This window comes from Candidatus Brocadiia bacterium, from assembly GCA_041658285.1.
Taxonomy (GTDB): domain Bacteria; phylum Planctomycetota; class MHYJ01; order JACQXL01; family JACQXL01; genus JBBAAP01.
Genome location: JBBAAP010000019.1, coordinates 1 through 25,255, shown reverse-complemented (window position 1 = coordinate 25,255; position 25,255 = coordinate 1). Strand labels below are relative to the sequence as shown.

14 protein-coding genes are annotated in these 25,255 nt (G+C 46.9%); 3 read left to right on the top strand and 11 right to left on the bottom strand.

Features of this window, described 5'->3' with window-relative positions; translation table 11 throughout:
* The 5 genes from WC980_10650 to WC980_10630 all read right to left on the bottom strand — a co-directional run.
* Positions 1-9,458, bottom strand: a 9,458-nt coding sequence (locus WC980_10650) for a LamG-like jellyroll fold domain-containing protein (GenBank protein ID MFA5795509.1), incomplete at its 3' end; no start/stop codon positions are given.
* Between the two features lie 923 nt (positions 9,459-10,381).
* Positions 10,382-14,056 (bottom strand): tetratricopeptide repeat protein, encoded by a 3,675-nt coding sequence (locus tag WC980_10645; protein ID MFA5795508.1) that lies wholly within the window; start codon positions 14,054-14,056, stop codon positions 10,382-10,384.
* Positions 14,057-14,081: 25 nt separating this feature from the next.
* Complete coding sequence (locus WC980_10640) at positions 14,082-15,710, bottom strand: secretin N-terminal domain-containing protein (protein ID MFA5795507.1); 1,629 nt, start codon at positions 15,708-15,710, stop codon at positions 14,082-14,084.
* A 9-nt stretch (positions 15,711-15,719) separates the two neighbouring features.
* Positions 15,720-16,463, bottom strand: a complete 744-nt coding sequence (locus WC980_10635) for a hypothetical protein (protein ID MFA5795506.1) — start codon at positions 16,461-16,463, stop codon at positions 15,720-15,722.
* A gap of 6 nt (positions 16,464-16,469) precedes the next feature.
* A complete protein-coding gene (locus tag WC980_10630) occupies positions 16,470-17,342 on the bottom strand; it encodes an AAA family ATPase (GenBank protein MFA5795505.1) in 873 nt (290 codons plus the stop codon).
* 87 nt (positions 17,343-17,429) lie between these two features.
* On the opposite strand from WC980_10630, the gene WC980_10625 reads away from it, so the two are divergent.
* Positions 17,430-18,071: a helix-turn-helix domain-containing protein gene (locus WC980_10625; GenBank protein MFA5795504.1), complete on the top strand. Its 642-nt coding sequence runs from the start codon at positions 17,430-17,432 to the stop codon at positions 18,069-18,071.
* Positions 18,072-18,214: 143 nt separating this feature from the next.
* On the opposite strand, the gene WC980_10620 is transcribed toward WC980_10625, so the two are convergent.
* The 4 genes from WC980_10620 to WC980_10605 all read right to left on the bottom strand — a co-directional run bounded on the left by WC980_10620 (position 18,215) and on the right by WC980_10605 (position 21,285).
* Positions 18,215-18,784 (bottom strand): TMEM165/GDT1 family protein, encoded by a 570-nt coding sequence (locus WC980_10620; protein MFA5795503.1) that lies wholly within the window; start codon positions 18,782-18,784, stop codon positions 18,215-18,217.
* 171 nt (positions 18,785-18,955) lie between these two features.
* Positions 18,956-20,032, bottom strand: coding sequence for a ParB/RepB/Spo0J family partition protein (locus WC980_10615; protein MFA5795502.1), 1,077 nt, complete (start codon positions 20,030-20,032; stop codon positions 18,956-18,958).
* Between the two features lie 78 nt (positions 20,033-20,110).
* On the bottom strand, positions 20,111-20,482 hold the full coding sequence (locus WC980_10610) for a four helix bundle protein (GenBank protein ID MFA5795501.1): 372 nt from the start codon (positions 20,480-20,482) through the stop codon (positions 20,111-20,113).
* Between the two features lie 17 nt (positions 20,483-20,499).
* Positions 20,500-21,285 carry a ParA family protein gene (locus tag WC980_10605; protein MFA5795500.1) on the bottom strand — a complete coding sequence of 262 codons (786 nt, stop codon included), beginning with the start codon at positions 21,283-21,285 and terminating at the stop codon, positions 20,500-20,502.
* A gap of 173 nt (positions 21,286-21,458) precedes the next feature.
* Between WC980_10605 and WC980_10600 the strand changes: the two genes are divergently transcribed.
* The gene (locus WC980_10600) at positions 21,459-22,361 is read left to right on the top strand and encodes a hypothetical protein (GenBank protein MFA5795499.1); all 903 of its coding nucleotides are present in this window, start codon (positions 21,459-21,461) and stop codon (positions 22,359-22,361) included.
* Positions 22,358-23,029, top strand: coding sequence for a fibronectin type III domain-containing protein (locus WC980_10595; GenBank protein MFA5795498.1), 672 nt, complete (start codon positions 22,358-22,360; stop codon positions 23,027-23,029). The genes WC980_10600 and WC980_10595 overlap by 4 nt, the downstream gene beginning before the upstream one ends.
* Before the next feature lie 94 nt (positions 23,030-23,123).
* Here WC980_10595 and WC980_10590 read toward each other — a convergent pair whose 3' ends face one another.
* Both WC980_10590 and WC980_10585 read right to left on the bottom strand, forming a co-directional pair.
* A complete protein-coding gene (locus WC980_10590) occupies positions 23,124-24,272 on the bottom strand; it encodes a hypothetical protein (protein ID MFA5795497.1) in 1,149 nt (382 codons plus the stop codon).
* A 157-nt stretch (positions 24,273-24,429) separates the two neighbouring features.
* Complete coding sequence (locus WC980_10585) at positions 24,430-25,107, bottom strand: hypothetical protein (protein MFA5795496.1); 678 nt, start codon at positions 25,105-25,107, stop codon at positions 24,430-24,432.
* Positions 25,108-25,255: the final 148 nt, after the last annotated feature.

The window sequence follows — 25,255 nt, the reverse complement described above, 5'->3', positions numbered from 1 at the left end:
CCGCCGGCCGGGTATCCGATTTGCACCTTGCCTTTAATCTTAAAGACACCGCTTTCAACCGAAATATTCTGCCAATCAGTTGAGGTTATCCGTACTTTACACTGCGATGAATTTCTATCCCAGACCGGATTCCAGGTATAACTGTTGGTGCCGCTGACACTGCCATAAGAAGCCACAATCGGCGTGCCTTCCCACGAGGTACCGTTATATAATTCTATTTTGACATTAAAAGGCCCGCCGTTGGCAGTCCAGGTTATGGTGCGAGAGTCATCAACGGTCCATTCGCTGGTTGAGGTTGGAGACCCAACAGTCAATTTACCCTTGATATTGAAGGTAGACCCCTCCACTGCCCCGGCCGGATGCCCGGCATCGGCATCCGAAAACCGGAGATTAACATTACTTGATATGGCATTAGGTACCTGCCAGTCATAACTACCTGTCCCATCACCATTGGTATTAGCCGTCGCTATTGCCGTCCAAGTGACCTCGTCATTTATGTTATATTCTATCTTGATTTTGCTGACTGTGCCGGTATAGGTATAGGTTATCTGGTAGGTATTATCTACATAAAGCGTTTCTGTAGCAGTTGGGCTGCCCGCCGTGATATTACTCTTTATGCTAAATGCCGCTGATTCGGCCGTATTGGCCCGGTCAAATGCCGGATCTGGTTTTACCCGTATCTTGGCCCCGGTTGATATGGCATCAAACACACCGGCCGCCCAGAGGTAACTATTTATCCCGTTTATGCTGGTTACCGTGGTTATATCATACCAGGTAATCCCTTTATAATATTGCAGCGTCACATCTCCGATATTACCGATACCGGTCCAGTATATGGTCCGGTTGGTCTCGCCTACACCCCAAACCGACGACCCGTTAGGCGTGGTGACATTCAATGAACCGCGTACCTCGAGGTTAGCATCCGAATAATCCGAGGTGTCAGAGTAATTACTATCTATCACCTGCACCCGGATGGTCTTGCAAATATCGGCTAAAGCTCCGGGCACCTCCCACATATAGTTATATACCCCGGCCGCTCCGATGCTAGTGGTGGTTATCACATTCCACGGCCCGCCTGTGCCGTTGCGTGAATATTCCAGTCTTACCTGGCTTATTGATCCGGTTATGGTGTAGGTTATCGGATACCGGACCGGCTGATAGGTCACATCGTACGGATAATATACTTCGCTCCCATTCGGATTATTTACCTGTATCTTACCACGTATCTTGAACTCAGCTGACTCGCTGCTAACAGAATTATCACTGGTTTGAATAATCCGTATTTTCAAGTCATCACGAATTAAATTAGGTATAACCCATGCATAACTACCGGCACCAGGCGTGTTAGTGGCCGGAACTGAGGTAGTAATCGACTCCCACAAGCCTAATGGCTGATTCCAGTAATCAATATTAACTGCCGATATTGCACCATAAACATTCCAGATAATGCTTTCGCTGTCTCCCACCCGCCATTTAGTACTTGCGGTTGGTTGTGTCAGCTGCAGTCTTCCTTTTATTTCAATTATTGGAGAATATGCAGTAACCGTATTATCATTTGAAGCGGTTATACGCATCCTAAAAGTATTAGTTATGGAGTCCGGCACAGTAATAGTTAGTGCGGTGGTACCGTTGCCATTATTAGGATAACTTGTGGCTAAATTTGTCCAGGTTATACCATTAATGCTCCAGTCAACATTCACCAAACCAACAGAACCGTTGGTAGTCCAGGTTATCGGCCTTAATTCCTGAACACCCCAAACCGTCCCGGTTATTGGATAAGTAACGGCAAAACCACCGATAACTTTAAAGCTATTGCTGGTGGAAATAACGTCATTAATACCAGCGTCAGTCACATCGGTCACCCTGATTTTCGCAGCCGGAGCTAATGGGTTGGCGCTTATTTTGTCCGGCACGGTCCAGCCGTTATAGCTCCAAGTTGTAGTCGGTGCTAATGCATAATTAGTAATAATATTTTCCCATCCCGGGATTACTCCGTCATTATAATATTCTATTTTAATATTAGTAACAGCTGTTGATTTTGTCCCGCTTATAGTCGGAGCTTCCCCAACCACATAAATTTCCCCACCAGCAGGTTTGCCCACCTGCAATTTACCTTTTATCTTGAATGTGCCACTTTCAGCCGAAATATTCTGCCAGTCGGTTGAAGAAATCCTGATTTTGCTGGTGGAGGAAACTTTATCCGGAACGCTCCAGGAATACGAATTAGATGTTCCCGATATATTTGATGCATTTAAAGTTATTTCTGGAGTAACCCAGTCAGAACCGTTATTTGTTGAATATTCTATCTTTACCGGGCTAAAGGTTCCAACTGCAGTCCAGGTGATAGACTTACTATCCTGATAAGTAACAGCATCGCCTGATGTCGGAGAACCAACAATTAATTTACCCTTAATCAGGAATTGTGAAGATTTACCTTCAGCGGCCGGATGACCTGTATCAATATCAATAATTTTAACCTTGGCAGTTGAAGTAATAACATCCGGTACCTGCCAGCTGTATGAACCGGTACCGTCGCCGTTGGTGGTAGTGTCTTTGATATCAACCCAAGGACCGGCATCACCGTTGGCTGAATATTGTAATTTCACATTAGTAACCGTGCCAGTATAGGTCCAGGTAATCGGATAGGTTGTTGCCTGGTATGGCGTATTATAAACATACACCGATTCATTAAGAGCCGGTCGGCCGGCTGTAATTTTAGCTTTTATCTTAAACTGCTGAGACTCAGCTGCATCAGCCCGGTCAAGCACCGGACTTATCCTAATTTTTGCCGTCGAGGTAATCACGTCAGCAACGCCGCTTGACCATTGATATGAATTTTCTATACCGGCCGTAGTACCCGTTGTTGTAATTAATTGCCAGACAGCGCTGTTGTCCAGGTATTCAATATTAACATCACCGATGTTCCCGGTGACTTTAAACTTAATAATCCGGTTGGTATCACCCACCTGCCATTCATCACTGCTAAGAGGCTGCGTCACTTCTAATTTTCCCCTGATCTTAAAATCAGTCGGCTGCGATTTACCATAAACATTAGGATCGGCGCTGTCTGCTATTTTAATCCGGCAGTTATTGGAAAGAACACCCGGAACCTGCCAATTATAACTATATGTTCCCGGGGCGCCACAAGCTACAAGAACCGGATTAGGAGGCACGACTGTCGAATAACTGCCATTCTCACCGGTCGTTGAATATTCTAATTTAACAAACGGGACTGAGCCGGTAACTGTCCAGGTAATAGAATAAGTCGTCGGCTGGAAAGATGAGTCGTAGGCCAGATAAGTATCTCCGCCTATCGGATTATCAACCGTAACCGCGCCTTTAATCTTGAATGGATTATTTGACTCTGATTTAACCGTAGTGTCGGTAACATTTTCCACCCATACCCTTACATTAGAATTAGGATCCGGATTAAGGTCATCCGGAATTGTCCAGATTATTCCGCCGGTATTTGATATAGGTCCGGCTATTTTGACGGAACCGGAATCATCTCTATACCAAACATTAACATCAGATATAGTACCGGTTGTTGTCCAAGAAATAGCCGTGGTTTGATTAACCACATATTCCTGCCCGGCCACCTGGCCCGGATGAGTAGTCAGCGCCAATTTACCTTTTATAGCAAAGTTGGAATTCGACGTATCCAACACCTCGAAATACGGCCCGTCATCGGCATCGGTAATCTTTACCCGGCAATTCGGGGAAATGGCATCAGGTATCGGCTCCCACAGGAAACCGCGAATACCACCGCCCAGGTCGTTGCCGGTAGTCGACGCACTAATATTACCTGGCCAGGTTGTCCCTCCGTCGGTCGAATATTTTATCTGGAAGTTGATAATACCCCCCACCTTGGTCCAGGTAATAACATTACCCAGGTCGCTGACGTAAAGCGTTTCGCCGCCATTAGGTTGACCGACCGTTATCTTCCCGCCAATCTTGAATCCCGTATCAGATTTATCTTCTGCATAAGGCACACCGACATCTATGGTTTTTATCCTTACTTTTACATTATATGCTGCGGCCAGTGTGGTTGTCACGGGTATACTCCAAATATAACTGCCGGCGCCCGAAGAATTGGTAATGGACGAAACTATTATATTAATATCCGAATTAAAATCATCCCTGGAATATTCCAGCCTGACATATCCAGATTCGCCTTTGGTATTCCATGAAATAGTTTGATTGGTACCTACTGTCCAGGATATAGCCGTATTGGGTGACTGTATGGTAAACCCGCAACGCACTGTAAAATTGGCGGAATCATCCAAAGGCGACCCATCGTCGCTTTCATATATCCTTATTTTGCCGGAAGAAGATATATCGGTTGATTGCGGGGTCCAAAAATAGTTGCCGTCATTAGCTTCGTTTGAAGCCAATGTTATCGTATCATCAAACAGCCCGCTTTTTGAATATTGTAGTGTAACATTCCCTACCGCGCCTAAACTAGTCCAGGAAATGCTATACGGCACGTCTACAATCAACTCTTCGCCGGAAATCGGGGCTTCAACAGTTATTGATTTTGAGGAAACCTCTTTTATCTCAAACTGGTTGTTTGATACATCCCAAACATTGGAATCCTGCAAAGAAGTTATCCGAGCATAACAGGTAGTGGAAACCGGCGCAGTTACCGTCCAGGTATAAACACCCAGCGAAGCATCTACGGTGCTGGTTATTTCTTCCCACGACCCGATTAAACCGTTTCTGGAAAGCTCTATCTTAACCGTGGATACCGCTCCTTTTTTAGACCAGCTGAATTGTCTTTCTTCACCCAAGGACCATGCTTCGCTGCCATTAGGGTAAGTAACCTCAACCGCTTGGTCCGACACCTTAATCTGGTCAAGGGATACATATTCTATGCCATTGGAAACAAGAAACGATTTAAAATAGAAATTCCCTGTCTGCCCACTGCCATCCGGATTAAATGTGTATATATTGGCATTAACCGTCGTAGCGGTTGAAGACATGGCCGAAGAAGTGGCTTCTTCCCAAGCCGGGGTGCCGGTATTGTACCAATACCATTTATTGGTTGTCGGATAATCCGGATGTGAAATCTGGTAGCGGATATTATCGCCTGTAGCAGAACTGCTTCCCCTGGTTTCAATGAACCCGGCCAGTCCGCTATATGCCCAGCCCTTGGTGTCGGCAATCCTGACCCAAGGTGACTGATTGGAGTAATATGATTGATGGGTCAGCTTCAGTAGATCAAACCTGGGCGGGTAAAGCGGGTTAGCCGTTTCAAAATAAGCCCGGTATTTTATGGCCCGGCCAACCAATCCTGATGTCCCGCTGATGGCTTCGTTTGAGCCGATTGTAAAATATGTGCCATCATTATTATAAGGCCCAACCCAGGAACCGTAACCGCCGCCATCTTTAACGCTAACCCTTAGTTTAAGCGAAGTAATGCCTTTTTGGTACCTGGAAAGTATTTCGTTAGATTGGAGCGGTCGCCGGTAAACAGCTACTTCATCTATCTGCCCGTTAAAGTACCATTCGCCTTCCTGATCTGAACCAATCCAGAGCGCATCGCTGCCGTTATAAATCGTTCCAGAACAATTAACGGGGTCACCTGATTCCCCGTCTACAAACACTTTTATGGCTGTGCCGTCATAAACACCGACAACATGATGCCAGTTATCGTCCGAAACAGTTCGTGCTGAAGGCCCGTACGCCACGCTTGATTTACCTGATCCGTCTACCGATACCCAACAGGCCGGCCGGTTATCACTCTCTATATAAAAACGAAATTCTAATGTTGTTCCAGCACCCTTGGCAACAATTGTCTGCGGTAATATTGTGCTGCTCTTAATCCAGGCCTCCACGGTTAATCCGGCTGAAGTCCATGCATAAGCACTATTGTCCTGAATTACCACTTTATTATTGAATCCATTAAACCAGCCGGAGTAAGCTCCGAATTTGGCATCGCTGGTAAAACTGCATAAAGTATTGGCCGTATCGGTTGTGCCGCCGAATTCGTCAACATAGTTATTATTAAGGTGCCAGAGACCGGCCATTTCCGTACCTGCTTCAGCCGTTAACTCATCACCGTAGCGCTCCCGCTCCGCCCAAGAAATATTATCCCAGCGGACATAGCCGTTATTAGGTGCGGTAATCTCACCTGAGGTATAATATGTCTGATCCTGATGATATCCGATATATGCCTTGTTAAATAAGGACACCTCATCTATTAAACCCTTAAAATATCTGCCATATTGACGGTCTGCACCGATGAATAATGGATTAGAAGAAGAATTCATAATAAAATTTGCTTGAGCGCTTTGCGATTCTATCAAACCGCTCGTATTGAAAATATTAAGGTATAGCTTACGGTTGATGCTCCGGTCATAAACCGCCTGGATATGATACCAGGTATTAGCATTAAAAGTTTTTGTCTTTGAGGCAATCAAACCTTTGGGTTGATAATAAAATAAATCATAGGGTTCGCCGGAGGTTATGGCCACAGAAGAAGTAGCATTATAAAGAGCGGAGCCAAATCCAAGATATAATCTGCCCATATATTCACCTGCGCATTTAAGGGTTCGATATCCGCTAGCCATATTATAGAGGTCATCATCTCTGGTCCAGTTTACGCCATCAGTCGTATACCATAACTGGCAGTCTCCGGCTGCTGTGCCCAAACCGGCGTATAATTTACCAGCATATGTAAACATCGTATAAATACCTTCAAAGGTACCGATACCGCCAATCTGATTATACTTATAAAGCGTCCAGGTCCCGGAATCGCCGGAAGAAGAAACAGCATAATCTGCCTCGCCGCTTGCGTTACCGGCAAAACCAACATATATCTTTCCGTTGTAACCCACTATAGAAGTAAGGCAATTTAATTGCTCTGTAACGGAAGGATCATATACGGCAGCTGGAACAACCAATGCGGTAGGCGGGGTATCCCAGCGATATAAAATTGCCTCGTCTGTATCCAGACCAGTCCCGATATAAAGTTTATTATTAAATACATAAAGACTTTCGGTTGAATCATCACCCCCCATGCCATTGACAACCTGCGTCCAAGTACCTGCCGAATTGATATAAAACATATCAGAATCAGAGTTATTGCTGTACCCCGTACCGGCATAAAGGTATTCGGTACCAGCATTATTCCAGGTGACCAAAGAAAAAATCCCTTCATATGTACCCGGGCTTGCAGAAATACTCCAGTTAGCGCCGTCAAACACGGCTAAATCACCGTCGCCAGCCGTCGCGCTTCCCAACCCGCAATAAAGTCTGTCATAACAAACAGTCATGCACGGAACCCGGGTATAAGTTCCACCCGGGCTGTAAGCAAGACTCCAACCGAGGCCATCATAAACATAAATCCTCGCATCACCGGCTGCATTCCCGGATACGCCGACGTATAATTTTCCCCTATAAGCTAAGATAGTCTCTACCAACTCAGAAAAAAACGGGGTTGCAGATTGAAGGTTGGCGCTTGCATACTTGAAAACATTATCCTTTTGCCAACTGCCCTTGCCCGTAACATCCTGTAGCTCATAAAGGAAACTACCCGATTTGTTATCCCACCATAATTTATAACCATCCTTGTCCAACAGCGTCATAGACGGTGCCAGTTGCGTGGGCAAACCCGTGGCATCAAGCGCAATGGTCGGATATATCCACATCTCTGCAGTATGGTCATACTTGAAAGCGATATTGGCATTATGGGCAGCGGTCAAGTATTGGGTAGTCCCGTTCAACTGGATAGAGAGAGTATTAAAGGGCGTTAACGCAACCACTGTGGTGCTGTATACCGGGCTATTAACCAGGGTAGCCTGATTATTTACACCGTCAGTGGAAGAATCGTTAGTATTGTTTTCTAATCGCCAGAGTGCCGTAAGTCCTGATTCCGAACCGCCCCGGGCGGCAGTCAAATCGGTCCGGGATTTAACGGTAATATAATCTGTCTGGTATTGGGTCATATTACGACGGCTGGTACCCCAAGGATTTGTATAAATCTGTTCCGGGTCAAATTCGACTGCCTGGTTGCCATCATCTGTTTTGTCCGCCGGGCTGGCCGGACCGGAAATTACAACAGTTTTGAGCATAGGCATGGCTCCGCGGTTACGGCTTTCCAGGATAGCCCGGTACTGGAAATACTGTCCGGTTATCCCAGGGTTTACCGAAGGCGCTAAAGAAGAATTAATAATATCCGCGGACCAGGCCGGGGATGAATCCGTCCAGGAAGAGGTTACCGTGTTACTTGCCCTGACCTGAAATTTAACACCTAATCCCCTTTCGTAGCGTGATAAAATCTCGGACTCGGTAAGCACCCTGTTTTTATAAAGAATTAATTCGTCTATTTTGCCGGTGTAATATTGAGCTGCTTCAGCCGCCCTGCCCACAACCATTTGCGCGGCAGTATCAACACTGCCTGCCGGATTATCCAAATACGCCCTGTTCTGAAAAATACCATCCACATAAATAGCTATGCGGTCCACCTCCCGATAAGCCACAATATGGTGCCATTTATCATCATTAATAGCCTTGCCTGCCGATAAGTATTGCAGGTAGTTGGCCGCAACACTCAATTCGGAATCCCAATCCTGCATAATAATAGCCAAATATGGCTTACCCGCACTCCCACCATCAGAATTAAGGCCTAATTCCCAGCCTAGGCTGGAATCAACAGGTGTTCCACGCTTCCCGATAATTACAGCTTGGTTAGCGGTTGAGGTCTTTATCCAACACTCCACACTAAAACTATCCTGGCCGAAATTGAGCGATGCTGGTCCGGATGCCCGGGTCATATAGGCCGTGGTACCGTTAAAGTAGACCGACTGATTATATAGACCTTCGCCATTTGTATCAGTAGGAAGAACACCTGAAAGAACAGCGAGGTTATTAGTCAAGGTATTGGCATAGGTTGAGGAATCTGCCGTGATACCCGGAGCGGTATTAAAATGATATAAAGCTGAAATAGTGGCCGTAAGCGCGGCTGTTGTTTCTGCAGTTTCCGCCCTTTTGTCGGTCCAGGCAATATCTGTCCAACTTGAACCTGCAACCGTAGAATCAAATATACGGGACATAGCTGTACCACTGGCCACCCCTGTAGTAGGGTCAAGGTTGCCATAACCGCCGTTGGCGGAGTTAGCCAACCGAAGGTATTTTTCCACCCCGGATGGCGAGGTAAGATACAACCCGTAATCCGAACTGCCAGCATCGTATTCCGCCTTGGTTTCGCGGGTATAAGTAATCCCCGGATGCACCGTCAGGCGGGCTATGCCGGTAGGCGAGATAATCTCGATATTCTGAAGCCCGGAAATAGCATCTGTTGTCGTATCCAACGTATAAGGCAGGGGTTCAGGTTCAGGCGGTCCAAAGTACCAGTTATTGCTGGCTGTATACGCCACCAAAAAGGCGACGAATACCAGGCCGAAACCCAGAAGTATAAACTTCAGGGTTCGCCACGAATTGTTGTTATTTAACATATTTTTTATTCCTTTTTTCCCCTCTCTGCCCATATTGTAAGCAATCGCCGTGCCAGGCCTTCCTCTAAAGTGTGAGAAGCACTAAATCCGAAGCCCGAAATCCGAAATAATAACAAAATTCCAAAGACCAAATGACTAAAACGTATTATTTTGAAGATTGGGTTATTATGTTATTAGAAATTGTTTAGAATTTAGATATTAGGAATTAGAACTTCTCTTTAAAAGAGGGTTCATTTGTTACCCAATAGTAACGTTTTTTACTATTTCGTAATGGTAACAAACCTCCGTATTTTTCTGGAACAATGGCCTAAAATGGCCCCAAATCCGCATTAAATAATGATTCAGCCTGTAAAAATACAAAATAGAGGGGGTGGTATGGTAGTAGAAGGAGAGTGGTAGGAGTATAAATCTGAAGTCGTAAAACACGCCTCCCTATCCGGTAAGCCACGGCTTCTGGTCTGGCATCCTAGTCTGGATGGGCTAAAAGCTAAACTCCCCCCAAAATTTTCCTGATTTAAATCGGCAAAATGAATGGAGGGGGGGATACCTCACTCCCCTTATGACTACTCTTACGATCTGTGGTCATAAGGAATAGCGCCTGTAATATAAATAAACGGCGTCTCTGATTAAAACAGGCACCGTTCATTATTATCTTACTGTCTTATATTAATGATAAGGATTGGCATCGGATTGATAATCAAGCGGCATCTGTTTGGTAATCAGGTCGTATACGGAATACAAACAAAAGCTATCTCTTATAATCTTATTGTCTTACACAGAGTATAAGGGGCGGCATCGATTATCAAACTAAACCGTATCGGTTGATAAAAGACTACGGTATGTCCAAATAAAGCTAAAACCCCTGTCCCATTAGAGGTGTCGCCTCTAACAAGGTAAAAGTCCTATTTTACTCTGCTACGGGTTTACCTCATCCCGCCCCTGGGGTCTTTTAACCGTTTCTGGCATCCTTCAACCCACTTTTCCACCTTTGAGCGGTCCGGGGAATCAGCCGGGGCCAATTCTAGGTATTTGCTATAAGCGCTGATTGCCATTGATGGGTTATCCAGAAATTCGTCATAGACCAAGCCCATATTGTAATAAATGGCCGGGTCCTTGGGGGAAAGCGTCTTGGCCTGCTCGTACGACCTGATGGCTTCTTCAAACATCCGGCTCTTTACATACGCCTCGGCCAGGTTGTAATGGAAGGCTGACCTTTCTTTGGTCATAGTCTCTTCCATAAACTTAACTTTGTCATTGGCTTCTTTAAGCCGTTTTACGTAGTCAGTTTCCCTTTCCTGAATACGCTGCTGAATCTTATTCTCTATATCGTTTTTAAGGGCCAACATTTCCTTGTCCAGATCGGCATTCCTCTGCCTAAGGTCAGTTTCCGATTTCTGGATAGTTTTTAGTTTTTGGTCTGTTTCGTCAAACCGGGCAGACAGATTGGTTTTTTCCTTACGCTCCTTGTCTATAGCCGCCTGCATATCGGTTTCTAAGGCTTTAATCTGATTCTGTACAGTTGTGACGGTTTTATTAAGGTTGTCATTCTTAACCGTCAATTCCGAGGTCTGCCAGGTTAACGTCTGGATAGTGCCTTTAGCCGTGTTTAAATCGTTTACGGCCGTAAATTTAGCATCCCGCTCTTTCCTTATCTGGTCGTTAAGCTCATATTCTTGGGCTTTAGCGCGGCTTTCCAGAGCCGCAATATCCTTTAATAGCTGGTCATTCCGGTCTTTAGCAGTTAAAGCATCTTTGTTCGTTGTCGTTAGCTGCTCGCTTATTTTGGACACTTGCTCTTCTAGTGTTTTCTTGTCCTTTTTAACGTCTGTCAGCAATTTGTTAAGTTCAGAAACATTGGCTGTCAGATTAGTTACCTGGGAATTGAAACCAGCATTTTCTCTGATTAACCGGTCGTTATCTTTGGCCAGTTTATCTTTTTCTTCCTTGGTCTTGCTCAAATCCTTTGTTGCTTCATCAAGCCCTTTGCCATGGATTTCAAGCTTGCTTTGTATGGATTTAAGCTCATCGGCAATTTTTACCTTTTCCAGCTCGGTATCCTTGCTCTTCCTTTCCAATGTTGCATAATTCTTGTCCAGATTCTTGTTGGTTTCCTCCCAGCGCTTAATATCTTTTTCAAGAGAAGTCACCTTGTCCTGTGAAAACCGGAGTAAAGATACATAATCATCGCGTTCATAAACCGCTTTTCTCAGTTTTTCATTTAATTCATTCGTCCGTTTCCTCAAATCCTCATCCAAAATGGCGATTTGTTTGGACATAGCAACATCGCGCGCCTCATATTCCGTTACCCTTGTATTTAAAGATGTTATCTGGGTATTGTTTAATGACGCATCCTGGATCATAGTCCTTATTTTACCCGCTTGCTCATCAACCTTGGCTAACAACTCCTTCTGAGAAGCTTCTAAGGTCTTTTTGGAATCTTTAAGTGCTGTAATCTGCTCTTTGGCTTCGGCCAAATCCTCTGTTTTTTGTTTTATCTCCTTTGCGGTCTCTAACCCTATCCTAGATTTTTCATCGGAAACCTTCTTTAACTCTAACTGGGTTTTAGCTGATTGATCTTTAAGTTGCGCTAATTCGTTAGCCGTAACCTGCATTTGGACGTTTACGGATACTAATTTATCACCGGTTTCTTTCAGCTTATCCTTGCTTTCCTTTATATCTTGGCTGTAAATTGATTCGTTCTTGCTCTTCTCCTCGCTTATTTTCTTATTTTCGGACTCACTTTTTGCCAATAACCCCTTAGCCTTTTCCAATTCTAAGGCTGTCAACTCAAACTCCTTAGATTTTGCATCAAAGCCCGCCTGAACTTCCTGGAGTTTATTCTTTGTATTTTTAATTTCTTGGACATAATTAGCATCTGCCTTGGCTTTATCCTCTGTTATTCTCTTTATCTCAGCTTCATTCTTGACCAATAATCCCTTGCCCTTCTCCAGTTCCACTGCTACCTCATCCAGTTGCCCGCTTTTTGCCTCTAATCTTGCTTGAACATCCTGCAACTTGATATTGTTTTCCTTAGTTTCCCGGACATAGTTAACGTTGAGTTTTTCTTTCTCCTCAGACGTCTTTTTCAGTTCCGCTTCGGTTCCGCTAAGTTGTTCTTGAGTTTTTGCTAACAAGTCATTAGCCATCTGAAGTTTCTCTTTAGTTGCGCTTACCTCTTGATTTAACCCGGTTATTTTTTGCTCCAACTCTTTCTTCTCCGAACCCTGCTTTTTATTCTGGGCATCCGCCAATTCTACCGTCTTAGTAAGCGAATTTATTTCACCATCAGCGTTAGTCAAAGCCAGCGTTTTTGATTTAAGTTCGGCCTTGGAAGCGACATTTTCCCTTTGGGTTTCAATTAATGACTTCTGTGCCGCGTCAAACTGCCCAGACAGAACGGTTAATTGGGCATTAACTGATTTCAATTCATCCTGGGTTGATTTCAGATCGCTTTTGAATGTTTCTTTTTCCCGGTTAGCGGTGATTATTTCATCCTTTAGTTTCAGCTGTTCCTTAGTTGATTTTTCCTTCTCGGCCAACAATTCCTCCCTGGCGCTGTCTTTTTCCTGCATCAGCTTCTTTATCCGTGATTCCGAATCCACCTCAATTTTTTTATTGTACTCAACCTGCACCTGCAAATCTTTGGTCAAACGTACTACATTCTTTTCGGCGCTGTCTTTTTCCCGGGTTAGATTAGTAACCTGCTCCTCAAACTTTACCGACTTTTCGTAATATTTCACTCTTTCCGTCTTTTCAGTCTTAAGCTGCGATTCAAGATTCGACGTATCCTTAATGTATTGAGCTATTTTATCGCTTGCTTCCTGCTGTTGTTTGGTAAGCTGGGCTGTTTTAGATTCGCCATCCTTAACCTTGGCTGACAACAAAGCGTTAGCGCTGGTTAAATCTGTTTTTTCCTTAGATAAGTTTGTCGTTTTTGTTCTTTCATCTCGCAAATCACTGGCTAACTTGTTTTTCTCCTCTTGCTCGTTCTTTAACTGTTTTTCGTAGTTGCCGTATTTTCTATCCAGCGTTGTTTTCTCATCAGTCACCTGCGTTAATTCATTCTTGGTCCGCTGGTATTCGCTCCTGAAAGTATCGCGTTCTTTTTGCGCCTGCTGAAACATATCCTTAAGCATATCGCGCTCTTTGGTAACCTTGGCTTTTTCAGCCTCAATAGAAGACACCAGCTCTTTCCTAACATTCTCTCTTATCTCATCAGTTTTGACTTCCAGCTGGGTTTTGTAGTTATCGGCATCTTCGCGGGCTTTTTTGATTTCAGCCCGAATGGATTCCAGTTCTTTTTTAACAGCTTCTTTTTCGGAAAGAGCCTGCTCTATCCGATTAGTATAAGCCGCCGATTCCTTTTCCATGGTTTGGTTCTTGGTAAAAAGGCTGGTCATCCTCTCGGCCAACTGGTTATTTTCTAATTTAAGTTTGCTTAGCTCGGCGTCTTTAGCGCTGGTTTTCCCTTCAAGAGTCCTCTCCTGCTCAACCAGCTGAGACTTGGCTTTTGAGGCCGAATCCATAAAGACGAAACAAAGCACGTTAACCACAACCATGTATATCAAGAATACCGTGACAATAACATTACGCACCATAAAAATCCTCCTTCAAATTTGCACTTTATTTTATAGGCTTTAATTCTTTTAATTTTTTATCCATTAATTCTTCCAATTCCTTTTTCTTGGAGAGAATCGAAGCGTCCACATCGCCGGATATAATGTATGGTGTCAAAAATATGACTGTTTCAGTCTTGACCGTGGTATCTGTAGTCGAACCAAAAAACATGCCGATTATCGGTATCTGCGACAGAATCGGCACGCCATTCTTCTGGCTCTGTTTCTCGTCCTTAATCAAACCGGCAATAACTATGGTCACGCCGTCTTTGACCATGACAACAGTATCGGTCGTGGCTTTTTCCACAATCGGTATAATATTTCCGCTGGAAGTCTGTATCTGCTTGGTCACCGATGATATCTCAGGCTTCACCTTCATTTCGATAAACCGGTCCTCGTTAATTGTCGGCGTCACTTCCAATATAATACCCACGTCTTCGAACTGGACGCTTTCCGAACTGGTGGTTGATGATTGCGTCTGGGTGGTAGTCACGGTCACGTAAGCCTCTTTGGAGCCGACCATGAATTTAGCCGGCTTATCCTGCATGGCAATCAATCTCGGCGCGGAAATCATCTTATTGTTACCATACGCCTGTAATGCCTTTATCACCATCTCATAATGGGTGGCCGGAATAGTTCCGATTTGCGTCTCCAGGTTGGTCACCTTGCCCAGTTTTCCGGCCATCGGGAATGCACCGACAAACTTCACGTCTTCCCATTTGGAATACTGAGAAAATACCTGTTTCCAGTTAATGCCCATCGAAAACTCGCTGCCCAGCACCACCTGTATCATCTTGGTTTCTATCAACACCTGCCTGGGTTTGCCGTCCAGAGCCTTTATCAATGTCGCAATACTGTCCATATTACGCGGAGCATCATTTACAATTAACCGGTTCATCCGCTCGTCAACCCTCAATTCACCGTAGCCTTCCTTAGTCAAAGTCTTATTAACCGCATCCATAACGTCTTTCACTCGGGCGTATTTCAACTCAAATATCCGTGTTTCTATCGGCACGTCCAACCGCTTTACGGCTTCATCAATCTGGAGCATCCGGTCCGGCACGTCGATAACAATTAAAATGCCGGTTCCTTCGTCTTCGACTATCTTGCCTAATTGCGGAGTCTTGATATTATCCAGAAAAGTCCTCATCTTCTTGGCTGAAACATTCTGCAACCTGTAAGTCTTGACAATCCGCCGGCTGTTGTACGCCTCGCCGTAAATATTCTGGTATTCGGCTTCGGTCATGATGTGGACAATATTGCCTTTTATCTCCTTGGCCAGCTTGTTGGTAATCAGCGCGATTTCCAGCGCATCCCCGATGGTTACTTTGTCCAGCAGGAATGTCAGCAAACCATCGACGTCCTTGGTTGCCACGATATTAATATTGCTCTGTTTCTGCACCATGGTCAAAAAATCTTTTATTTTTATTTCCTTAACCTGAAGCGAAAACATCTTGGCCAGGCCTTCCTGTATCTTGGGGTCAAGCGGCGGCTGGAAAGTCGTAATCTGGTCCGGCTGGTCCCGGAATCCGGTCGGTTGGCCTTCGGCTTTCTCTTTGCCGATAGCCGCCGGGCCGCCCAAAACCGCCAGGCTTATCGCTATCATGCCGACCAGAAAAATAAATCTTCTGTTCATAATCCTCTTTTACCAGTTGGCCTTAATTTCGGATTGCTCCTGCTCGTACTGCAGGGTTATCTTTTCTCTGGCAACCTGTTTTATGGTTATCTTGATTATCTCGGCTACTTCGCCTATCTGCACCTTGGTATCAAAGGAATCACCTTCTTGAATACAATAAGTTATCCGGGTATTGTTATCAATACTGTCTTCTATCATCACCATGGGCGGAGCCGGCTCCCAGGTTATGCCCACAATCTTAAAGTGCTTGGCGACTTCGTCCAGGGCCTTCTTGGCCGGCGGGGTAATCACCTCGGGCGTCAGGGTCTTGGCCGTCACATCAGTTTTCGGAGGCGCCACCACTATCTTGGGCGGATTGAATATATCACGCGCTTCTACATCTTTCAGGTATTTCGATATGTCTATTATTTCCGGCGGTTGGGCCAGGATACCTTCGTCCGGCGCGGGCGGTTTGCCGACATCGGGCACCGACGCATTGGCAAAACCCCAAACCACGTAACCGGCCATCATTATCATTATTGCCACCAACAGCCTGTTAACCAACTTTACTATTCCAGCACCGCCCGGTGCCAAGCCCAGCATCCCGACCATCTTACGCATAATGCCCCTATTGGCCGGCTTCAACGCCGGGAATGTTATCTCGTTAGAAGAAGCCTCCGTCGGCGTCTGGGCCGGAGCCGGCGATACCTGCTCGGTTGACTGGCCTTCTATAAGCTTGAGCAGTTGTTCTTCAGGAGTCAGGTTTTCTGCCATATAAAATTACTTCTGTATTATCGGAATATTGACGTTGGCCTTGGGGTTGCCCCAGCCGTTTTCTATTTCCTCGCGGACGATATCCTTGATTATATGGTCATCAACCATCGCCCGGTTACGCATGATTATTTCTTTAAGCGCCTTGTGGCACAACAACCCGATCTGGCGCGGATAACCCTTGGTGTAACGATGGACTTCCTTGATCGCCTCGTTGGTAAAAAGCGGGGTGCTTAATTCGTACCCGGCCTGCCTTAAGCGAAAATCAATCATCTGGTGCACCTCTTCCACATCCAGAGGATTTATGGTGTATTTATAACTGACCCGGTCAATCAGGTTGGGGATATTGATAACCCGCGAATGCAGTTCCAGCTGGCCCAGCAGCACCACCTGCAACAACTTAAACTCATTGGTCTCGAAGTTCAAAAGTATCCGCAGCGCCTCGAGCGTCGTCTCGTTCAGTTTCTGGGCCTCGTCAATTACCAGCACCACGGTCTTGTTTTCCTCGACGCCCTTCCTGTACAGAAAATGTTCCAACGCCTCCTTGAGCTCGAAATTAGTCGGCGTACCCTTGACGCTTTCGATGCCGAAAATCCGGGCCAGCGAATATAAAAATATATTCTCGTCCGGGAAGGTCGGGTCAAAGATAATGTGGAAGTTAAACCCCTCGCGGGCCGAAAGCGCCTGAATTAGTTTCCGGCTCAGGGTGGTCTTGCCCGCCCCGACGTCGCCCAGGATCACGCTCAACCCCCGGCGCAGGCGCATCTCGATTATCAGATTCGTCAGTGCCGCCTTATGCCCGCGCGATTCGTAGAAGAATTCCGGGTCCGGGCTGGTTGAAAAAGGCTCTTTATTCAATCCTAAAATTCTGTAGTAGCTCATATATATCCTGTCAAATACTTTTTATATTATTCATATCGGCTTTTTCTGGACAATCCTAAAGAATATTTTTATTATTTCTTACATAATATGGCAGACAACACTGAAGTCAACTCGCCCTGGCTGGTCATCGAACAATTACGGGAAAAACACGATATCTCCAAGAAATTGCTGGCTGATAAACTCCAGATAAACTATAACTACCTGGTTGACCTTCTCAACGGACGCTATTCCGGCAAAATAGACAACCAAAAACTCCGCGTTTTGGCCGAGGTCTTCAATATCTCGATAGAAGAACTGATGGGGATGATCCATCTGGACGATACCGATTCTTTATCCTCAACCGTCGGCCTGCCCGGGAATATGCCCCTGTATATCCTGCAACCGGGACAGCCAAACAAGCCCTTGGCTGATAAACAACCGCCGGACTCGTTCCGGCCCGGACCCGATACCTATGGCCAGGAGGCCTATGCCATTCGCCTCGACGATAACTCCCTATTCCCGCCCTGCCGGCCCGGGAGCGTCTTTATCCTATCCCCCTCTAAAGAACCTAACCTGGGCGACCTTATCCTGGTTGTTATGAATGACCAAAGGTGCTGGCTTATGGAATTGAATAGGGTAACTAATGATATGCTTACCCTTAGGTACTATAATACCGGATTACAACCTATCACCATTATGCTAAAAGACATCCAATATATCCATACCGTAGTATCTATATACACCAAATAGTTTGACAGTTCTATCTGCCACTTTATACAGTTTTTGAGTTGTTTATCTGCAATATAATGCACTTTAAGATATGATAAACATATGTTTATCATATATCTGCTAGATATGTTTATTGATAAACAATGATTTGTCAGGAATAACCGCTACTTGACAGACACCAAAGCCTCCATAATAACCACTACCCCAATAAGGATAAACACCGCTCCGGCAATCTTGCTTATCAACCTCTTATTAAGCTTTGCCCCCAAGAACCTGCCCAGATAAATAGCCATAACCGAAAGGGCGATAAGCGCCACCATCGTCCCCAATAGCACCCAGAGCGGGTTATATTGGGTGGCAAACAGACCGGCTACGATCTGAGTCTTATCCCCCCATTCGGTCAGGAGTATCAGCCCAAATCCGGCCAAAAAGGGATTCCCGGAATACGCCTTAGCCTCGCCCTCATCCGGCTTACTTCTCAGTGTAACCAGGCCGCACAGGATAAAGACCACGCCCGAACCTATCTTTATCGGGGTCATCGGCAGGAAACTGGTGGCGCACGAACCTATCAGTATGGCCGCGCCGTCCACTATCAAGAACGCCAGGGTCACCCCAAAAAGCAATGCCAGGTGCCGATTAGTCCGGCTGGATAACAGCAGTATCGACAACTGGGTCTTGTCGCCCAGTTCAGCCACCGCCACCAGCCCCAACGGCATCAATAAGTCTTCTAACATAATAAATATGCCTAACAAATAACCGGAATCTGCGCAACCATTTCAGCTAAATTCTAAGCCCTAATAGCTAAATCCTGAACAATATCCAAACCCCAATATGAAAACTTAACCGGAAATGTTCTGCTTTGATTTTAGGGATTGAAGTTTGGGGTTTGTTTCGGATTTCCGATTTTACTTATCCAGCTGGTCTATTATCCGCTGAAAGCCTTCGGGGCTGAAGAACTCCAGCGTCAGCTTGCCGCGTTTCTGGTCCGGCGAGTTGATGGTCACTTTACAGCCCAGCTGAGCCCGGAGCCGCTCCTCGATTTCCTTCAACACCAGCTGCGACCGGTTTGCCTCGGGTGATGCCGCGGCTGCCTGGCGGCCGCGCCGGTTCTTTATCCAGTTGATGATATAGTTCAGCCGCCGGACGGTCATGGCCTGCTTCCGGGCCCGCAATGCCAGCTTGACCTGCAGTTCCGGCGAATCGATGGACAACAACGGCAGGGCGTGCGTGGGCGAAAGCGCTCCGCTGGCGATATCGTCCTGCACCTGGCCGGGCAGTTCCAGCAAGCGCAGAAAATTGGCCACGGTCGAGCGCTCCAGCCCGACCCGTTTGGCAATCTCCTCCTGGGTCAGGTTAAAACCGGTCAGCAAGTCGCGGTAAGCCCGGGCCCGCTCTATCGGATTCAGGTCTTTGCGCTGAATGTTCTCGACCAGCGCCCATTCCAGCATCTGGCGGTCGTCGATATTCTGCATTATGGCCGGAATGGTCTGCCTACCCAGCAATACGCTGGCCCGCCAGCGCCGCTCGCCGGTCACGATTTCGTAGCGGCCATCGGCCTGGGGCCGGACTACTATCGGCTGGATGACGCCGCTGGTCTTGATGGAATTAGCCAGCTCCTCCAGCGCCTTATTGTCAAAGGTCTTGCGCGGCTGGAACCGGTTGGGAATGACCTTGCCGGTGTCAATCATCACCATCGCGCGCTGGGCCTCCGGCGTGGACAATAACGGATCGGGCTGGACGAACACCGGCCTCTCTGCCGGACGCGGACCGGGTTCGGGCTTCGGCTCCGGCTGTGTCGGCGCCACCTGGGCGTTTATCTCCTCCAGCAGGTCCGAAAACCCGCGCCCCAGCCGTTTGGGTGACGACTCTGACTGGACCGGCTCCGCCGGCGCTGGCGGTATCACCGGCGCGCCGGGATTAACCAACCCGCTCAGGTCGTCAATGTTAGCTTCTAAACCGCGGCCTAACTTTTTATCCACCATAAACACCCTAAATTCTAATGCCTAATACCGAAATACTAAACAAATACTAAATCGCAAACTATAAAGACAAAATATCGCCTATTGAGACTTCTCTATGATCGCACCGAATATCTTCATCAGCTCGATTGATTCATTAATCAAGCGTTCTTTTGTCTCGCAGATTTTATCCCCAACTGCCACCCGGCTTAATCTCAGCCAATACCGGCTTTCTTTGGCTTCCTTTTTAGATATCTTAACCCTCATTATAAAGTCTTTCTTGCTAAGAGATTCATTCGCCTCTATATAATTTGCGCCGACAGAGCCGCTGGACCGGACTAATTGTTTGATTATTTCAATATTGGATACTGTTTGTGGTATATGGTGAACGTATTCTATGACATCATCGGTAAATTTATAAGTCCGCTCTTCCAGGTCGTAGGCTCCCGGTTTGTGATTTATATTTTGGTTCATTGTAATTTGTTTAGTATTTAGCGTTTAGGTATTAGTGTTTTTCCATATAGTACTTCCCGGACCAGTTCGACATAACCATATGTTCCCACAGCAGTTACGTCGTATTCCAGCACCGGCTGTCCGAAACTGGCCGCCTCGGCCAGCGCCGTATCGCGCGGAATTATGGTATTATAACAGATGTTGGCAAAATGCTTGCGCACCTCGCCGACCACCTCCTTATTGAGCTGGCTGGCGTCATCATACATCGTCAGCACCACGCCCTCAACAAAAAGATTGGGATTGCGCGACTGCTTGATGTCGCGAATGATATGGATAATCTGGGTAATGCCCTCCATGGCAAAATATTCGCACTGGACCGGAATCAAAGCCGAGTTGGCCGCCATCAGCGCCGCTGTCAGGAACGAGCTCAACGACGGCGGGCCGTCTATCAGGGCGTAATCGTAAGCGTTATCCCCGGATTTACCCAGCGACTGGAGCACGTCCCGGAGCCTGGCCTGTCCGGCCGAGGTTCCGAGCAAGGCCTCCAGCCCGGCCACCCGGATGGACGACGGCATCACGAACAGCTTATCCGAAAGCGGATGCGGTATAATAGAACCCGGCCCGACCCGGCCGTCGGTAATGACCTGAAGCACGCCAACGCCGGCCGGAGCCTTGATGCCCAGCCCGCTGGTGGCATTGGCCTGCGGGTCAAGGTCGACCAGCAACACCCGCTTATTTGCCAGAGCCAGATTATAAGCCAGGTTGATAGCCGTGGTCGTCTTGCCCACCCCGCCCTTTTGATTAACGATAGCAATGGTTTTCATTCTGTCGCAAGTTGATTCTCTTATACATCCCCTACCGCTGTTTTTATCTTATTGAACCGCTACTGTCAAAATAAACGGGATGTTCTCCCCTGCCCCGCTAGAGGCACGCCCCTAACGGGGTGAATGTCTCTGCAACTCTTGACATCTTTTATATCTGATGCTATTGTAAGCTTATGAATAAAATAAAGTTGCAGTATCCGTTCATCCTGATAATCATCCTGGTTTTGGCCTTGTTCTCCGGCCTGATTATTCTGTCCCAAGCGGAAGATATGCCCAATCAAGGCGTATTCCGCGGCTATTTCTTTGTCGACCGCTGGGGGCAGGGGGTATTTGATTATTTATACGTTGACCCTGGACTCTTCCCCCAATTAAAACAGGATGAATGGCGTCCCGTAACCGTTACGGCCACCAGCATCGTTCAATGGATGAATCCCGGTGGTGCGATGATAAAGAAAATCAGCCAGGTTGAACTGCCCGAACAACCACAATTCAATATAAAACTCGGACTTATCAACGAGACCATAACCTACGGCGGAAGCGCCATTCTGTGGGTAGGCATTACTAATAACTCCAAATCAAACCACACATTATACAAACGGGACTTGAAGCTTAACATCACCGTTCACAAGCGCGGCACCTTGCCGGGCGGGGAAAAGGTCGAACGGGATACGATATACGATTGCTTTAATAATCCTTATGACGATGACGCTGTTAAATGTATGCGCGCTACGGTAAGCCTGGCGTTGGTAATGAATAATGGTAAAATCAATATGGAAAATGGCAATCCACAGCTTTACCCCCCAAAAAGTATAAAACAAATAACCGACACTTCCGGGCCTTACCCCAAGATAAGGCTTGTAGAAACAGAGCCGAAGATTGTTGATGGCGAGAAGCAGGAGACGTTGGCTCGGGGCAAAAGCACAACTCTTTTTTACCAGCTCGGCGACGACTGGCTGATAAACGAATACGAACTCCAGGCAAGCTACCGTCCCTATCCGACAAATGACGAATATGTCCTTTCCAAGCCGATATCTTTCGATGTAAAAGCCCCAGTGCTGGAGGAGGAAAAGAAATGAACATATTCCTACGCATCAGCATCTGCCTGGCCGTCGCTTTGATACTGTTGCCCGGCTGCATGTCCGCGGCCATGGTCGTATCCAGCACCCAAGCCAAGGCCCCGCCCAAAGCACCTTCAAACTTGGTCGCAACGCCGGAGTCCTCATCAGAGATTATTCTGAGTTGGCAAGATAATTCAGATGATGAACAAGGATTTATCATAGAACGCAAAATCGGTTTATACGGAGCTTATGAGGAGACGCTATTTGTTAGTCCCACTGATATCCCCTCTGCTCCATCAATGGTTCATGCCCCAGATAGTGACCTTTCACCTGATACAAACTATTATTATCGCATAAGGACTTATAATGGGAACGGGCGTAGCGGGTATTCTAACGAAGCTAACGCTGAAACTGCTCTAGTAGCCCCCTCCGGATTAACAGCCACGGCTATTTCCGCTTCTCAAATAAACCTGTCCTGGACAGATAACTCCCAGACTGAAGACGGATTTATAATAGAGCGATGGAACGGCTCAGATTTTGTCCAGATTGCGACTGTTGGCCCTAACACAGTTGATTTCTCCGATGTAAATCTTAAACCAAATACATATTACCTATATCGCGTAAAAGCCTATAGGCAAAGCAATTATAGCGACCCTTCTGAGCCAGGAGAAGTGATAAAAAAGTGATCAGCGCTACCTTGAGCAAAGAAAAAGAACAAGGGCGCTGATGGCCCAGCGCCCCCGACCCTGTAGTCCATAGTCTGTAGTCTGTGGTCTATAGTCATTCAATGTAACCTCGAAGCCATACATTCGTACTACAAAACTGGCCGTTCTTCACAATCATAACCCTGATCTGCCTGAGCGCATCAGTTGCCAAAACACACTCCTTATAAGAATTATTGTTAAAGCCCACGATGTTTTGCCAAATAAAGTGTATGGTCGAGTTCCCATAATCCGCGCCGGACCGCCTGCCGAGTACCGTCAGTATCTGCTCCATCCCCACCGGCACGGACATGGCGTTTAACTGGATTTCCACAATCACCGCCTGTGCCGTGGCCGGAATCTGGGTTGACAGGTCCACCAGTTGGTCCACGTCCGCCATCGAGTTCTCGGAAAAGACCAAAGGCTGGCTTGGCAGTAAAGTGAGTTGCATCCCGCCCGCACCGCCCGGAGTGATGTATTTGAACCTGCTGGTCGCGTTCTCGTAGGAAAGAACCTGTCCATCGCTCGGAGCATTGACTGCATTTACTTTCGCTGGCCCCACACTCGCATCGCGTATCGCGGATCCCGTAACAGCCTGTGCGGCTATCTTGGGTTCAGTAACTGCCCCGTTTGACAGCTTCTCATCATTGACGCTATAGTTCTCAATCTTGTCATAGGTCACGGCTCTATCAGCGATTTCATCCGTGGCTATCTGTGGCGAAAGGGGCCGAGTTACTCCGCTCGCCATCGGTTTCCATTCCAGCTTGGACTGTGCCTGATTATATGTAGGCACTTCGCCGTCCGCCGGAGAATCAATAGCCGCCAATTTGGTCGGCGTGACTTCGCCTATTCCAATCTTAGATGCAGTAACGGCTCCCTCGTTAAGTTTGGTAGATGTCACTGCGTGGGTATCCAGCTTATCCGGGGTAATGGCGTTATCCGCTATCTTCTGGGTCATAACTGCACCGTCCGCAATCTTAGGCGTAGTCACGGCATTGTCTTGTAATGGAACAATGCTGACATTACTGCCCAGCTTGGCTAATGTAACAGCGCCGTCGGCGATGTCATCGGTCTGGACCTGCCCGGCTCCGATATCGGCTCCGGTGATGGTCTCATCCTTAATCTTGGCCGAGGTCACGGCGCCGTCGGCAATCTTCTCCTCGGTCACGGCCTGTTCTGAAATCTGGGGCGAGGTCACCTCGCCATTTTCGTATCTGTGTCTAAACATATAGTTAACCCCCTTTTAAACACGAATCACACGAATCTAACGAATCCCGCTAATAATCTTTTATTCGTGCCATTCGTATTATTAGTAACATTCGTGTTCTGATTAAAGTGTGGTCGGGGTGGCCCCGTGAACGGGACCACCCACTCACACTAACTACTTACGGTGTAGTCAAACCTACCAACACATGCAGGTTTAGACGACCATCAGCATCAACTTCCCAAGCGCAATAGCACGTCTCCGGTGCTGGCGTGGCAACGAAAACATCAGCCTTGAGAGGATCTCTCATACCTGACAGAAATGCCGCATTGATGGCATTTTGTCGGGTAATTTCGGCTGCGGTATCGGTTCCAGCCTTGACAATAAGCAAACCACCCTGGACTAACCTGTTCAAAATCGCCGCCTTGAACGAGGTGCGTTCACCGTCGCGTACGATGTTGTAGGGATTACCGTCCAGCGTATCGCCCTGTCCACCCCAAACCGTTGCTCGCATATCGCCTACCAGATAGTAAGCGGTAATCGGAGCAACCGAGCGTCCCCTGATTTTGTCGCCGGTAAACCTCAAGGCGCCGGCGCCCATCTTCTGGGCCCAGCGATCCTTGGCCGCGGCTACCTTATCCTTAAAGGCCTTAGCCACTTCGCCACCGACCGTGGCAAACGCCTTGGCCATATTTTCCTTCCACCTCAGGAACGAACTGGCCATATTCCCTTGTCTGATGCTCCTGATATTCCCAACAGAGCGTTCGCTCTTGGAAACAAAATCAGGATCAAGCATCGGCCCATAACCATTGGTTGACGGGTTGACCATATCCCTGATAAAAGTGCCGTCATCCGGCAATTTTTCATCAAGCTTATCCTTGTGTACGTCTTCAGCGCAAGTGATAGTTTTAAGGGGTTAAAACTAAGTTGCATTTCCGACTCCTGAAAATCTTCTACTATTTACTTTCTTTCTACGATTTAACGTTTCGTTTTTAACACCTTGCCTT

Bases quoted from the DNA above. Each gene is read 5' to 3' on its own strand.
- WC980_10645 (MFA5795508.1), bottom strand. From the start codon at position 14,056: ATGGTGCGTAATGTTATTGTCACGGTATTCTTGATATACATGGTTGTG.
- WC980_10640 (MFA5795507.1), bottom strand. From the start codon at position 15,710: ATGAACAGAAGATTTATTTTTCTGGTCGGCATGATAGCGATAAGCCTG.
- WC980_10635 (MFA5795506.1), bottom strand. From the start codon at position 16,463: ATGGCAGAAAACCTGACTCCTGAAGAACAACTGCTCAAGCTTATAGAA.
- WC980_10630 (MFA5795505.1), bottom strand. From the start codon at position 17,342: ATGAGCTACTACAGAATTTTAGGATTGAATAAAGAGCCTTTTTCAACC.
- WC980_10625 (MFA5795504.1), top strand. From the start codon at position 17,430: ATGGCAGACAACACTGAAGTCAACTCGCCCTGGCTGGTCATCGAACAA.
- WC980_10620 (MFA5795503.1), bottom strand. From the start codon at position 18,784: ATGTTAGAAGACTTATTGATGCCGTTGGGGCTGGTGGCGGTGGCTGAA.
- WC980_10615 (MFA5795502.1), bottom strand. From the start codon at position 20,032: ATGGTGGATAAAAAGTTAGGCCGCGGTTTAGAAGCTAACATTGACGAC.
- WC980_10610 (MFA5795501.1), bottom strand. From the start codon at position 20,482: ATGAACCAAAATATAAATCACAAACCGGGAGCCTACGACCTGGAAGAG.
- WC980_10605 (MFA5795500.1), bottom strand. From the start codon at position 21,285: ATGAAAACCATTGCTATCGTTAATCAAAAGGGCGGGGTGGGCAAGACG.
- WC980_10600 (MFA5795499.1), top strand. From the start codon at position 21,459: ATGAATAAAATAAAGTTGCAGTATCCGTTCATCCTGATAATCATCCTG.
- WC980_10595 (MFA5795498.1), top strand. From the start codon at position 22,358: ATGAACATATTCCTACGCATCAGCATCTGCCTGGCCGTCGCTTTGATA.
- WC980_10590 (MFA5795497.1), bottom strand. From the start codon at position 24,272: ATGTTTAGACACAGATACGAAAATGGCGAGGTGACCTCGCCCCAGATT.